Raw genomic sequence first — 13614 nt, 5'->3', positions numbered from 1 at the left:
CGGGCGCGCTTGTCGAACGACACCGGTCACGAAGGAGCGATGCGCACATGAAACGCTTGATGACACGCAGGAACCTGTTGCGCGGCGCGGGCGTCTGCCTGGCGCTGCCGTTTCTCGAGAGCCTCGCGCCGCGCCGGGCGCGCGCGGGGGAGCCCGGCACGCCGAAGCGCTTCGTGCTCTGCACCTTCCCGAACGGGGCGCCCCACCACTGGTGGGAGACAGCGCCCGCGTTCGGCAAGACGCTGAAGGGCGCCGACTTCAAGCTGCCGAGGGTGCTCGAGCACTTCGCGCCGGTGAAGTCGAAGATGCTCATGATAAGCCGCCTCGGCAACTACACCTGGAGCAAGGAGCAGAGCCCGTTCATCGAGCCGTCCCATTCGCGCTGCGCCGCCGCGCTGTCGACCTGCGTCGACGCCGATCAGCTGGGCAGAGCCGCGGGGCAGGACCTCGGCGAGTGGGTGGGCAACGGCGTCTCGGTCGATCAGCTCATCGTCCAGAAGGCCGGCCCGGAGCAGGCGACCCGCATCCCGTCGCTGCAAACGGGGCTCGGGGTCAAGCCAGGCTTCTTCGACGGGCGCAGCTACGCCTACAACCAGGCCGTCTCCTGGAAGGGCCCGCGCGAGCCGCTCAAGCGCTCGGTCAACCCGAAGGCGGTGTTCGACGCGCTCGTCGCCGCGGGCGCGGCGCCCGCGGCGCCCGTGCCCGGGCAGACCGACGAGCAGGCCAGGATCGAGGCGGAGCGCCGCGCGGCGACCGAGAAGAGCGTCATCGACGCCGTGCTCGCGGACGCGAACTCGCTCATGAACCGGGTCGGCTCGGACGATCGCAAGATCGTCCAGCAATACCTGGACTCGCTGCGCGCGATCGAGAAGAACGTGACCCGCGTCCAGTCGACGATGACGCCGGGGCAAGGGAGCCTCGGCTGCAGCCCGATCCGCGAGCCCGGCGTCGTCCCAGAGCCGCCCGGACAGCAGGAGGGGCTCAACGAGAACGACAGCACGGAGGCCGGCGAGTACAAGCACGACGATCACGCGAACGTCATGATCGATCTCATCGTCATGGCCATTCAATGCGACGTGACCCGCGTCGTCACCCACATGCTCGACGACGCGCGCTCCGAGTTCGAGTACCGGTGCATCCCGGCGGACGTCCGCGCGAAGGTGGGCCTCGAGTACCGGGAGGGCAGCAGCCTCCATTATCACTCCTGCCAGCACGGCCCAGGCAACCTGGGCAGCACGAACGAGGGCGGCCGCTACGCGGTCGTCGAGGAGAGCAACCTCGATTTCGCGGCGATCAACTGCTGGCTCGGCCAGAAGACGGCGCAGCTCGCAGAGCGGCTCGACGCGATCCCCGAGGGCGACGGGACGGTGCTCGACCACTGCGTGATGATGTACATGAGCGAGATGCGTACGCACGATCACGACGCGTACGATCTGCCCATCGTCCTTCTGGGCGGCGACGGCGTCTTCCTGAACGACGCGCACGTCGCCTACGACGCGCTCGGCAACGATCGCCAGCTCCGCGATCTGTGGTTCACCGTCATGAACCAGTATTACGGCCTGGGCGTCGCGTCGTTCGGCGACGATCTCCGCGGCGAGCCGAACCGGCTGCTCGAGGAGATCCTGCGGTAGCGCGGGGAATCGCGGTTTTTCTGGATGGGCTCACGTCGGAGGGTAGCGCGATGATCGAACGCCGCTCACGTCGGCTATTGTCTCGGGGTCTCCACGTCACGCTCGGGCTGCTCGCGACCTGCGCGGCAGGGCTCGGGTGCTCGGGCGACCCGTCGCCGGCGTCTCCCCCGCCGGGCGGCGGGGGCGCGCCGCCGGACGGCGGGGGCGGCGGAGGCGATCCCCCTCCTGCGCCGTGCGTGGAGGCGGACGGCGGGCCGTCGCTGCCACGGGCGTTCGCGCTCAATTGCGGCGGGTGCCACAGCGCCCACGGCGGGACGAGCGGCGGGTTTCCCGATCTGTTCGCCTTCGACGGCTCCCTGGAGGCGTTCACGGCGCAGGTGCGCACCGGCAAAGGCCGCATGCCGGGCTTCGGCGAACAGGCGATCACGTCGGCCGACATCGAGGCCATCTACGCCTATTTCTCCTCGGGTGCGCCGCCCGCCGCGACCTGCCCCGGCGGCGAGGTCGACCCCGGCGAGTGCTCCGGCGTGAGCGGCCAGATCGCCCCCCTGTTCCCCCCGGCCGCGGGCGGCAAGGCGATCACCACGACGGCCGCGGACGGGACGATCACGCTCGAGGCGGCGGGGCGCGTCCGCGGCCGCCACGAGCGAGAGGAAGAGTTCAGCCCGTTCCAGCCGCGCTATTTCGAGAACCGCAGCTACAAGTTCATCGTCGAGGACGCGATCCCGGCGGGCGGCAGCACGGTCAAGTTCACCTGGCTCCCGAACGCGAAGGCGTCGGACACGCAGGTGATCAACTTCCGCTGCTGGTACACGGGCGACGGCAACGTGTTCCACTCGAACAACGGCATGGACCGCGTCACGAGCACCCACTGGGAGTTCGTCGTGGATCGCAACGCCAGGGAAGGCAGGGAGATCCGCGAGGGCGATCTGCTCGAGTTCGAGTTCGGGGTGTTCCTCGACCCGGCCACCGTCGAGGGGAGGACCAGCTATTACAGCGACACGTTCCGCTACCGCGTCGGCAGCGGCGAGCTGACGCCGTTCGACCAGCCGAACGAGGCTGCGCTGTCGGGCGGTGACGGGACGATCCCGTACATCTACGCGGAGCCGCACCTCTATTACGAGCAGATGGCGCTGAACATCCAGGAGGGCTCGATCCAGCGCTTCCTCGAGGGGCGCCGCCTGTTTCACACCGACTTCGCCACCGGCGAGCACACCGAGGGCGGCAATCCCGCCTTCGACGAGCACGCGGGCAAGGCGGGGCCGCTCTCGAACCAGACCACGTGCGCGGGCTGTCACATCCACAACGGTCGCGGCGCCCCGCCCGAGCCCGGGGAGGCGATGGAGACCGCCGTCGTGAAGCTGTTCGGCGCCGGGGCGGGCGCCGACGGCAAGCCCGCGACAGACCCGATGTACGGCCGGCAGCTGCAGGACAAGGGGCCCGACGGGCGCCCCGGCGAGGGCACGGCCACCGTGGCCTACGCGGAGGAGCCCGGGCAGCTCCCCGACGGCACGCCGTATGTCCTGCGCCGGCCCACGTTCCGCTTCGACGGGCTCACCGCGGGGCAGATCGCGCGCTACTCGGTCCGCGTCGCCCGGCCGGTCGTGGGCATGGGCCTCCTCGAGGCGATCACGGAGGAGGCGGTGCTCGAGCGCGCGGACGGGATGGACTGCAACCAGGACGGCATCTCGGGCCGTCCGAACCTGATCCCGGATCCGATCTCGGGGGCGCTGCGGCTGGGGCGCTTCGGCTGGAAGGCGGGCAAGGTGAGCGTGCCCCACCAGGTCGCCGACGCGCTGGTCGCGGACATGGGCGTGACGACGAGCCTGTTCCCGGTCGAGGAGTGCGGCGAGAAGCAGGCGGGCTGCCAGGCCAGCGCGAGCGGGGCGCCGGAGCTCTCCGACGAGGATCTCGATCGGATGGCGGCCTACATGCGCGCGCTCGGCGTGCCGCCGCGCCGCGACACGGCGGACCCGGCGGTCCAGCGCGGCGAGGTGCTGTTCAGCCAGGCAGGGTGCGCGAGCTGCCACGTCCCCTCGATGAAGACGGGCAGCCATCACCCGTTCGTCGAGCTGCGCGATCAGATCATCCACCCCTACAGCGATCTGCTCCTCCACGACATGGGCGAGGCGCTCGCGGACACGTCGACGAGCGAAGCCCTGGCGGGGCCGCGCGAGTGGCGGACGCCGCCGCTCTGGGGCATCGGGCTGCTCGAGGCGGTGAACGGCCACACCCAGCTCCTGCACGACGGCCGCGCGCGGGACGTCGTCGAGGCGATCCTGTGGCACGGCGGCGAGGCGGACGCCGCGAAGCAGCGCTTCGTGGCGCTCCGCAGGGAGGACCGCGACGCCGTCATCGCCTTCCTTCGCTCGCTCTGAGCGCTCAGAGCCCCGAGCGGCGCGCCATCCGCTTCGAGATCCAGCGCATCGGGCCGGGCGCCACGCGGGCGGCGAGGCTCGCCGTCTTCACGAAGAGGCTCGTCTCCCAGACGTCCTGGCGCGCCTCGACGGCGCGCACGATCCCCTCGGCGACCTCCTCGGGGCTCTGCGGCTTGTGGCCCGGCGGGCGGTAGCCGACGTTGTCGTCGGTGACCACGGCGTTCGCGTGGAACGGGGTCGCGACCGGGCCCGGGCGCACCACGAGCACGCGCACGCCCCGCGAGGAGAGCTCCGCGCGGAGCGACATCGAGAGCGCCTCCAGCGCGAACTTCGACGAGGCGTACGCGCCCATCCGCGGCGCGGCGACGAGCCCCGCGATCGAGGAGACCATGACGATCGTCCCCTGCGCGGCCGAGAGGGGCTCGATCGCGAGCTGCGCGAGGCGCACGGGCGCGACGACGTTGAGCCGGTAGATCGCCTCGAGCTCGGCGGGGTCGATCTCCAGCGACGGCGCGTAGTAGCCGCGCCCGGCGTTGTTCACCAGCACGTCGAGCCGGCCGTAGGTGTCGAGCGTCCGCTCGCAGAGCGCCTTGCGGTCCTCCTCGGCGGTCACGTCGCCGGCCACGGCGAGGGCGTCGCCGCCCGCCGCGCGCACCTCCTCGACGGCGCGATCGAGCGCCTCGCGCCCGCGCGCGCTGAGCACCACGCTCGCCCCGCGCTTCGCCCAGGAGAACGCGAGCGCCCGACCGATTCCGCTGGATGCACCGGTGATGACGACGACAGGAGCCATGTCGGCGGGAGTATAGACCCTCCGGACGGCGGGGGACAAATTGCCGCCGGCGGCCGCCGGCAGCGCGGGCCGAGGGGCGGCAAGCCGGCGGTCGCGCTCCTGCGCCCCCGCTCGCGGACGCAGCTCCCTGGAGGCGGGGCGCCTGCTCTCGCAGGAGCGGCATGTCGTGCGCGGACGCTATACCGATCCGGCACAGGATCGTCGCAGAGCTGCCAGACGAATCGATTTCGAACGCATGCGCTGCGCCGATCGACGACAACACGATTGCGCCATAATCACCGGAAACGCGTCGGTAACACGTAACACAATCTTCGCGCATTTCGTTTGTGCGCCGACTATATTCCCCCGCACATGAAGCCGCCGGGGGGCAAAGGCTGCCGTCTCCCCGCATAGCGAGCTATGACGTGAGTGTCTCGATTGCATCGACGCGCCCGAACCGCGCAGATGCTTGAGCGTTCGAGCGCGTCACCAGTGCTTTCTGACGCGGGGTGACCAGCAAAGGCAGGAGCGCGGCTCGTCCTCGCTCCGCCGGCTGGCAGCGCCGCGGTGGCAGTTCGCGATCGTGGGGGTGACCCAGCGGGTCCGGCCATCAGCTCCATGCAGCCATGGCCGTTCGTACAACCTGTTTGGCGGGTCCGGCCGGCGCGCGGTCTCGGCGTTGCGTTCTCATCGCGCGCGCCTGGCGCCGACACCCGCCCGAACCGCGGGACGTGATTCGCTCCGCGGCAATAGGGCTCGTCTTACGAGCAAACAGGTGCGAATCGACATAGGACGGAATCCGTATCCGGGGAGGGAATGGGGGACGCACCGTGTGTGCACGCAGTTTGCCGACGCAGCTCCGAACGGGGCGCCGAGCGGGATCGTGACGGGCCGCGGACGAGCGTGAGCGCGAAGAGGCAGCGGTCGAGAGCGCGCGTAGCGACGCTCCCGACGAGCGACGCCGGCGCGCGGCGCCGCCGCGGCATCCACAGATTCGTGACAGGAGATCTCGCGAGACGCGCTCAACCTCAAACCCTAACCCTGATAGAGAACAACATGAAGAAGAAGTCGATTGTTGCCTTGTCGATGATGGTCGGCGCCGCGTTGATGGCGCAGGCGGAGCACGCGAGCGCCGGGCATTGCCCGGCGGCGGCCGCGGGTGACATCACCGAGTACGCCATTCCTTCGGACGCCACGCCGGGGAACATCACCTTTGGCCCTGATAACCGCCTCTGGTTCGTCGAGACCTCCGTCCACAAGCTCGCGGCCGTAGATTCCAGCGGCAACGTGACCGAGTACCCGCTTGCGGACGGATCGGCCCCGCTCGGCATCACCGTCGGTCCGGATGGCCGGATCTGGTTCACCGAGCAGGGGAGCAACCGGATCGGGGCGATCACGACGAGCGGCATCGTGACCGAGTACGACATCCCGACGGCCAACTCGAACCCGTTCGCAATCACGCTGGGATTCGACGGGAACCTGTGGTTCACCGAGCTCCTCGGCAACCGGGTCGGACGCATCACGCCGCACGGGGTGATCACCGAGTTCGCGCTGCCGACCGCCAATAGCCAACCTCACGGGATCGCAGCTGGAGTCGATGGAAACCTCTGGGTCGCGGAGTCGTTCACGAGCAAGATCGCGAAGATCAGCACGTCCGGGACCGTGACCGAGTACCCGCTGTCGCCCTCGGCCTTGAGCCCGAACTCGATGACGCTCGGGCCCGACCTCAAAATCTGGTTCACCACGGCGAACGCGATCGCGAAGATCGACACTAGCGGAACCGTGACGGAGTTTGCGCTCCCCGCGCCGGGCCGCGCGCCCACCTCCATCACCCTCGGGGTGGACGGCCATCTCTGGTTCACGGAGCAGTTCGGGAACAAGATCGGACGCATCACCACGAGCGGCGTCATCACCGAGTTCGATCTCCCGATCGCCAACTCTCGTCCGTTCGGGATCACCCTGTTCCCCTCGCTCCAGGGGTGCGGCCTCCTCGACATCTGGTTCACCGAGCGGCTGGGGAAGCGCCTCGGCAAGATCCGCGCGGTGACCACCCACTGAACGGCCCACGTCGCGAGAGATAGAGACTTGACCGCCTGACAGCGAGCGCTTCGACGGCCAGGCGGTTTTCCTTGGACTGCTGCATTGAACGATGTGCACCGGTGCACCGAGACGATCGAGGTGCACAGGCGCACCGTCACTCTGAACGATGGAGATGAACATGAAGAAGATGGGCAAATTGGTCCTTTCGGCGCTCTCGGTCCTCGGCCTCGCGGCGTGCGCCGTGGGCAGCGCGGACCAGGCAGAAGAGGTCCTGGGCGAGTCGCAGGACGCACTGGTCACCTGCAACGGCACCGTCGTCGGGGGCTTCTTCGGGTCGGATACGCTGAAGGACGCGATCACGGCCGCGATCGCCACGTGGGGCGGCGGCAACCTCACCTACCTCGGTACCGGGTCGGGCAACGGCGAGAAGTGCCTGGAAGGCAGCGGGCCCGTGACTTGTGGCGGCGTGACGTACTGCAACGGGACCAAGGACCAGGCGATCGCCCCGATGTCCAGGGACTTCGACGGCACTTGTCAGACCGGCGAGAAGTCCAACCGCATCGGGCTCGACGCCATCGCTATCTGGTCCGATAAGGCTGCGGACCAGTCCGCGACCGGCGCGACGTCGACGGCTGTCGCAGATGCGTTCTGCGGGACCGGCCTCGACGTAAACGGTAAGAGGAACGGGACCGGCTGCACGGTCGACACGTGGACCGAGTTCACCTCGGGGTCGACGAACCCCTCGGCCGACCTCGTGCGCTATCGCCGCGACGACGCTTCGGGCACGACCGAGGTCTTCAAGGAGAAGAACAACTGCTCGGCCTTCTGCCCGGCCCCCGCTCTTCCGAGCGTGCGTACCGGGGGTGTAAATATCGTGGTGGAGGACCTGGTGGCCGGGCCGCGGCTCTCGACCGACGCGGCGGGGACCTCGTCGCTCGTGGCGAACCCTCCGACGGCGAACGCGCCCTGCCTGCAGACCGACTCGGCCACCGTTTGCATCGGCAAGCTCGCGGGCGCGAGCGCCAATGTGATCGGCTACGCGGGCCTCGGGGCGAAGATCGCCTCGGGCACCTACGAAAACAAGGCCCTCGTGATCGACGGCGTGGCCCCGACCGAGGCCAACATCCGCGCGCTCATCACGAGCCCGAGCACCGCGTACAAGTACGCTCGCTTCCTCTACCTCAACGAGGGCAACGGAACTCTCGACGCCTTCGAGGAGGACTTCCGGGACTGGGCCCTCGGCCGCGCCCCGGGGGGGAATTCGACGACGGCCCGGCAGTTCGAGGACAAGCTGTTCCAAAACGGCTTCATCCGGTGCAAGGATCCGCTCGCTCCGGGCTACGCCCCGCTCGCCTGCGGCCCCGGCAAGTGCTGAGCTGATATCTGATGACGAAGGACGGAGCGCGCCGCGCGATCCATCGCGGCAGGCGCGCTCCGTTCGACACGCACGGCCAGCGCGGCGCGCTCATGCCCGCCCCCTTCTCATCACCCGATGAACGCCGTGCGCCGCGAGAGACAGCCACTTCACTACCTGCGATAGGCGCTTCAGCTGTCAGCGGTCTTCGTTGGCCTGCTGGCTTGATCGATGCATACCGGTGCACCGAGATGATCGAGGTGCACTGGCGCACCGTCACTCTGAACGATGGAGATGAACGTGAAGAAGATGGGCCCTCCGACGGCGAACGCGCCCTGCCTGCAGACCGACTCGGCCACCGTTTGCATCGGCAAGCTCGCGGGCGCGAGCGCCAATGTGATCGGCTACGCGGGCCTCGGGGCGAAGATCGCCTCGGGCACCTACGAAAACAAGGCCCTCGTGATCGACGGCGTGGCCCCGACCGAGGCCAACATCCGCGCGCTCATCACGAGCCCGGGCACCGCGTACAAGTACGCTCGCTTCCTCTACCTCAACGAGGGCGCAGGGACTATCGACTCCTTCGAGGAGGACTTCCTGGACTGGGCCCTCCGCCGCGAGCGCCGGCTGTTCGAGGACAGGCTGTGGCAAAACGGCTTCATCCGGTGCAAGGATCCGCTCGCTCCGGGCTACACCCCGCTCGCCTGCGGCGCCGGCAAGTGCTGAGCTGATATCTGATGACAAAGGACGGAGCGCGCCGCGCGATCCATTGCGGCAGGCGCGCTCCGTTCGACGCACATGGCCAGCGCGGCGCGCTCAGGCACGCCCCCTTCTCATCACCCGCTGAGCACCGTGCGCCGCGAGAGATAGCGACTTCACCGTTCGCCGACGAGCGCTTCGGCCGTCAGGCGGTCTTCGTTGGCTTGCTGGTTTGATCGATGCGCGCCGGTGCACGAGACGATCAAGGTGCTCAGGCGCATCGTCACTCTGAACGACGGAGATGAATATGTACAAGATGGGCAAGTTGTTTTTCTTCGGTACTTTCGGTCCTCGGCCTCGCTGCATGCGCCGTGAGCGGCACGGACGAGGGATTGGCCTTGGGCGAGTCGCAGGACGAGCTGACCGGTCCGGATGCTAAGGGCTTCTTCGGGTCGGACGTGATGTTCAACGCGATCACGGATGCGATCTTCGCGGCGGGGCTCGACTGGGACCTCACCTACCTCGGTACCGGGAACAGCAACGGCGAGAAGTGCATGCGCGGCCAACCGGTGGTTTATGGCGGCGTGACGTATTGCAACGGGAGCCCGGGCCAGTCGATCGCCCCGATGTCTCGGCCCCTGAACAACCCTTCGGGCTATTACGAGGTAGACCATAGCATCGCGAGGGACGCCGTCGTGCTCTTGACGGATGACTCCCAGACCGCCAACAATGCGATCTTCGACCCGCCGCCGGTGGCGCCGCTCCCTGTGAGCTATGTGTTGGGCGCGTTCTGCGGCGACGGTGACGCCCCAGCTGCGCCAACTTCGACACGTGGGGCGAGTTCATGGCGGGCACGGCGATCCCTCCATGGAGCCCCCCGTCGAACCCGTCGAGCCCCATCAAGCTCTACCGCCCCGACGACGCTTCGCACGCGACCAATGTGTTCAAGGCCCGCACTGGCTGCACCAACTTCTGCGCCAATGTCGAGGTGGTCGTCGATGTCGGGATGTACCCCGAATGCGAGGAGGTAGACTCGGTCTCCGAGTGCCTGGGCAAGATCGCCGCGAACAATGTCGACGCGCTCGTGTACGCCGGCCTCGAGGCGCACATTCCGGGCGACAACAAGTTGCTCAAGGTCAACGGCGTGGAGCCGACCCCGAACAATGGCCGCTGGGGTGGGTACCCGTTGGCGCTCTTCCTGTACCTCAACGAGGGCAACGGAAGTCGCGACCTCTATGAGCAAGGTTTCCTAGACTGGGCCTTGGGCTACTACGACTGGCACGAAGCCCAGGCGTTCGAGAACATGCTGATGGACCACGGCTTCATCTCGTGCATGGATTCGAGCGACCCGTTCTACTTCCCGCTCGGCTGCTACTGCCCCTGATTCATCTCGTCCTATTGTCCTGACAGTTCGCCGGTCGCGTCGTACTCGCGGAGCGCCTCGCCGTGCGCCGGATTTCATGAGTTGAACGCGTCGTCCTTGCCACCTGGTGGGGATGGCCGTGTCCCAGTAGCACCCCTGGTCGGCGAGCAGCGTTGCTCGGATCGTCTTTGACGTCCTGCAGCCGCTCATCACCTCGCTCTTGTTCCGACCGGCGATGGCGAGCTCTTGTGCGTCCATCGCGGCGCTCGCGTAGAACCCCAGAAATTCATGAGCTTACGCGGGCAGCTGTCCCCATCGCAAGCGCTCACCGCCCGAACTGTCTGATCCTGAGCGCCATACCGGAACATGCTCGCTTGCTTCCATGATCTTGCAGGGCGCCTGGTACCACAGTTGTTGATACAGCGTCACGTTTCCAGGAGGGAGGTGGAAGAGCCTCCGCCGCGCCGCACGCTAAGCGTTCAGCCCTTGCGAGGCTGGCCGACACGAAAGCTCCAACCCGCCGTTGCCCAAGCAGCTGGGCATACAATTATTCCATGTCCTCGCGTCGCGTCCGGGGCCGCTCCGGGCGCGGCGTTTCGCGCAGTGCGCTCCGGCGGTTACCAGGCCGCGGCCTGCGCAAGAAAGGACCGCTTCATCCCATGCGAAAAACATCAATACTATGCGCATTCGCCGTCCTCGCGATCAGCGCATGCACCCTCGACTCCCGCACCTCGGGCTCCGGCGACGAGGGCCCGATCGGCGAGGCGGCACAAGCTATCGTCTCCGATTGCGACTACCTCAACCCCGTGTTATGGCCGCCTCTCGCCTTGCCCGTCGACTTCGACCGCGAGCTGCTCATCCGCGACGTCGCCGTCGTCGATGACCCCTGTCGCACCACCTGGTCCGGCTTCTGCCCGTTCGGCGGTACGCCGGGCGCGTGGACCTTCGGCGCGCTCATGAGCCAGATGGCGGGCACGATGCCCCCGCAGCAGTTCGTGGCCGAGTGGCTGCATCAATGGGAGGTGCCGCTCGTCGTCAACGGCTTCGCCGCACCGGCGCGGCCCGGCATCCGGCCCGTGCTCATCGATCCTTGGCTCGTCGCCAGCGGTTGTCCGGCGGGCGCGCCCATCGTCGGCCCGGGCGCGTGCCCGCTCGATCTCCAGCAAGCGCCCTTCCGCCTGCTCGCGATCCTCAACCGCGCGGATCTGCAAGACCCCATGCCCCTCTACGGCGGCCCCCCGAGCCCGGGCGAGGTGCGCTTCGTGTTCGGCATCTTCGACCTTCCGAGCGGCGGTCCCCTCCCGGCCACGGTCATCTTCGAGTACCTCCTCCCCTCGCAACGCGGCGGTGCTCCGGCCACGACCTTCGACTGGGCCAACGGCTTTCACAAGCTGAGCGATCCGGCGCTCGGCCCCATCGGCTCGCCTCCGTACCTCGCCCTGCTCGAGTCGCTGCTCACCGACATCACCTCGCCCGGGGCCGAGCCCGGCGCGCTCAACGCAGGCAGCGCCATCGCCCAGGTGCGCACCAACGAGATCGTCTTCGGGCCCGACTGGAAGCTCCGTGAGAGCACTCTTCAGCAGGTCGGCTTCGGCCCGAACGCCGCGCTGCTCCTGCCGGACACGACCAAGCAGACGCCGGACGACTCGCTCAACGCGTCGGGCGTGCTCGACGGCTACCTCGACGCCAACGCGTTCTTCACCGGATCGACGAACCTGATGGACTTCACCCAGACGCCGGTCCCGCCCGCGATGCTCGGCGGCGAGTCGACCTCGCCCCCGCCCCCGCCGGCGCTGGGGCCGTTCTGGCATCACACCCTGCCGACCCCCCTCCTCCCGGTGGAGCGCCATCACTTCGCGTTCGCCACCTGCAACGGCTGCCATAGCCCGACCGAGCTGGCGACGCCCTTCACACACATCCACCCGCGCCCGACGGGCGCGCAGTCCGGCGTCTCGCTGTTCCTCGCCTCACCACCCATCCCCGCCGGCGTCCTCACGGGCCTGCCCGCGCCCGGCACCGAGCTCACCGTACCGGACCCGGCGGGAACGGGCGCCGTGTTCTCGTACCACGAGCCCTGGCGCCGCGTATGTGAGACAACGCGCATCCTCAACGGCGTGGCCATGCCGTTTACGCGGGCCAACGGCGCGCACTGAGCCGATCTTTCTCCCTCGCTGATGCCGCCCGGGTCCGCCCCCGGCGCGCCGACGGCCAGACGTCTGATAGCGCAGTCATCTGAACATGAAGGCGGAAAGGCGGGAAGAAAACCTGAATGATCTTCCCGCCTTCCCGTCTTCATGGGAACCCTCTTGGGGCCAATGATCGCACCGCCCGCAGTTTCCGCGCGGGCGATGAGCCGGCCGGGACTACGACGGCCGAGCGCCGGCCAATGTCTACGGGGTCGGGGGCGCGGGGGTCCCAGGCGCGGGCGCTGCCGCCGGCTTGCCGTTGGCCTGTCCGGCCTCGGCGGCCTTGCGGGCCTTCTCGCGCCGCGCCGCCGCGCGCCGGCGCCGTTCGTAGGCGCTCGTCACCTCGCGGGCGATCTCAGGGTGGCGCCGGAAGACATGGGCCGCGGTCTTCCGGATGGCGCCGACGCGCTCGACCATGAGGTGCAGGAGCTGGTTGCGGATCGTGGTCGCGGCGGCCGAGCCGCCGGCTTCGGGGGACGCTTCCAGCGCTCGCCGTTGCAGATCCTCCGCGAGTTTCCTCGCCTCGGCGATGAGGCCCACGTCGAACTCCTCGTCCGCGTCGACCAGGCGGTCCTTGAGCGACTCTGCGAGCGCCGCGTAATCCCGGAGCGCCTGGGAGAGGGCGCTGGAGCGCTGGCCGTTCTGCGAGTGGAACTCCTTGATGCATGCGAGCTGCGCGTCGGCCGGCTCGTCGACGTCGTCGTCGAGCAGGAACTGGAGCGCCGACTCAAGCTCATCGACGACGAACCGGGCGCGCTCCCCGAGGTCGGCCACCGCGGGATCGATGATGAGGAGCAGCCGCATCTGCGCCTCCTGCACGGCATGGACGATGGAGAGCAGGTCCTCGCTGCTCGACGCGGGCAGCCGGTTCTTTACCCGCTTCAGGCCCGGCGATCGCCGTCAGGCTCCCAGTACTTCTTCACGAACGCCGCGGCGGCGACCGCCTCGCGCACGGCGATGTCGTAGGGCACCTTCAGCGGGTTGTCGGTCCGCCCCGTCTCGGCGGCGGCTTTGACCCAGCAATCGTAATCCTTTCCGACGAACAATGCTGCCGAACTCCGAGCTCGACACGGCGTCCTATGGCGCAATACAGCTTCGGCACCGACAGCCCGAGCGGCAGCCCACCCCGCAACACCGCCCAGCGTAGGAGGTCTGGCCGGTGAACGCATCCTCCCCATGAATGGCCGGCGGGAGAGG

10 protein-coding genes are annotated in these 13614 nt (G+C 68.5%); 7 read left to right on the top strand and 3 right to left on the bottom strand.

All coding sequences use genetic code 11. The features are described 5' to 3' along the window. Positions 1 to 47: 47 nt before the first annotated feature. Together WME98_RS33300 and WME98_RS33295 are read left to right on the top strand one after the other, a co-directional pair. Positions 48 to 1631: a DUF1552 domain-containing protein gene (locus WME98_RS33300; protein ID WP_437945724.1), complete on the top strand. Its 1584-nt coding sequence runs from the start codon at positions 48 to 50 to the stop codon at positions 1629 to 1631. A gap of 77 nt (positions 1632 to 1708) precedes the next feature. Next, the gene (locus WME98_RS33295) at positions 1709 to 4009 is read left to right on the top strand and encodes a di-heme oxidoredictase family protein (protein WP_437945723.1); all 2301 of its coding nucleotides are present in this window, start codon (positions 1709 to 1711) and stop codon (positions 4007 to 4009) included. Between the two features lie 4 nt (positions 4010 to 4013). Here WME98_RS33295 and WME98_RS33290 read toward each other — a convergent pair whose 3' ends face one another. Continuing rightward, positions 4014 to 4799, bottom strand: a complete 786-nt coding sequence (locus WME98_RS33290; protein ID WP_437945722.1) for an SDR family NAD(P)-dependent oxidoreductase — start codon at positions 4797 to 4799, stop codon at positions 4014 to 4016. Positions 4800 to 5834: 1035 nt separating this feature from the next. On the opposite strand from WME98_RS33290, the gene WME98_RS33285 reads away from it, so the two are divergent. The 5 genes from WME98_RS33285 to WME98_RS33265 all read left to right on the top strand — a co-directional run bounded on the left by WME98_RS33285 (position 5835) and on the right by WME98_RS33265 (position 12384). Then, positions 5835 to 6836, top strand: a complete 1002-nt coding sequence (locus tag WME98_RS33285; protein ID WP_437945721.1) for a Vgb family protein — start codon at positions 5835 to 5837, stop codon at positions 6834 to 6836. 154 nt (positions 6837 to 6990) lie between these two features. Continuing rightward, positions 6991 to 8193, top strand: a complete 1203-nt coding sequence (locus tag WME98_RS33280; protein ID WP_437945720.1) for a hypothetical protein — start codon at positions 6991 to 6993, stop codon at positions 8191 to 8193. A gap of 273 nt (positions 8194 to 8466) precedes the next feature. Further along, entirely contained in the window at positions 8467 to 8895 is a 429-nt protein-coding gene (locus WME98_RS33275) for a hypothetical protein (RefSeq protein WP_437945719.1), read from the top strand. Between the two features lie 979 nt (positions 8896 to 9874). Then, positions 9875 to 10252, top strand: coding sequence for a hypothetical protein (locus tag WME98_RS33270; protein ID WP_437945718.1), 378 nt, complete (start codon positions 9875 to 9877; stop codon positions 10250 to 10252). 806 nt (positions 10253 to 11058) lie between these two features. Further along, the gene (locus WME98_RS33265; protein ID WP_437945717.1) at positions 11059 to 12384 is read left to right on the top strand and encodes a hypothetical protein; all 1326 of its coding nucleotides are present in this window, start codon (positions 11059 to 11061) and stop codon (positions 12382 to 12384) included. A 237-nt stretch (positions 12385 to 12621) separates the two neighbouring features. Here WME98_RS33265 and WME98_RS33260 read toward each other — a convergent pair whose 3' ends face one another. Next, positions 12622 to 13221: a hypothetical protein gene (locus WME98_RS33260; protein ID WP_437945716.1), complete on the bottom strand. Its 600-nt coding sequence runs from the start codon at positions 13219 to 13221 to the stop codon at positions 12622 to 12624. 77 nt (positions 13222 to 13298) lie between these two features. Then, the gene (locus tag WME98_RS33255; RefSeq protein WP_437945715.1) at positions 13299 to 13463 is read right to left on the bottom strand and encodes a hypothetical protein; all 165 of its coding nucleotides are present in this window, start codon (positions 13461 to 13463) and stop codon (positions 13299 to 13301) included. Positions 13464 to 13614: the final 151 nt, after the last annotated feature.

Origin of the sequence: Sorangium sp. So ce296, from assembly GCF_051529605.1 — a bacterium.
Classification (GTDB): Bacteria; Myxococcota_A; Polyangia; order Polyangiales; family Polyangiaceae; genus Sorangium; species Sorangium cellulosum_D.
The sequence above is the reverse complement of the archived record's forward strand: the minus strand, read 5'-3'. Positions and strand labels throughout refer to the sequence as shown.

Excerpts from the sequence above, each read along its gene's own strand:
- WME98_RS33300 (WP_437945724.1), top strand. The coding sequence starts at position 48 with ATGAAACGCTTGATGACACGCAGGAACCTGTTGCGCGGCGCGGGCGTC.
- WME98_RS33290 (WP_437945722.1), bottom strand. The coding sequence starts at position 4,799 with ATGGCTCCTGTCGTCGTCATCACCGGTGCATCCAGCGGAATCGGTCGG.
- WME98_RS33285 (WP_437945721.1), top strand. The coding sequence starts at position 5,835 with ATGAAGAAGAAGTCGATTGTTGCCTTGTCGATGATGGTCGGCGCCGCG.
- WME98_RS33280 (WP_437945720.1), top strand. The coding sequence starts at position 6,991 with ATGAACATGAAGAAGATGGGCAAATTGGTCCTTTCGGCGCTCTCGGTC.
- WME98_RS33275 (WP_437945719.1), top strand. The coding sequence starts at position 8,467 with ATGAACGTGAAGAAGATGGGCCCTCCGACGGCGAACGCGCCCTGCCTG.
- WME98_RS33270 (WP_437945718.1), top strand. The coding sequence starts at position 9,875 with ATGTACCCCGAATGCGAGGAGGTAGACTCGGTCTCCGAGTGCCTGGGC.
- WME98_RS33260 (WP_437945716.1), bottom strand. The coding sequence starts at position 13,221 with ATGCGGCTGCTCCTCATCATCGATCCCGCGGTGGCCGACCTCGGGGAG.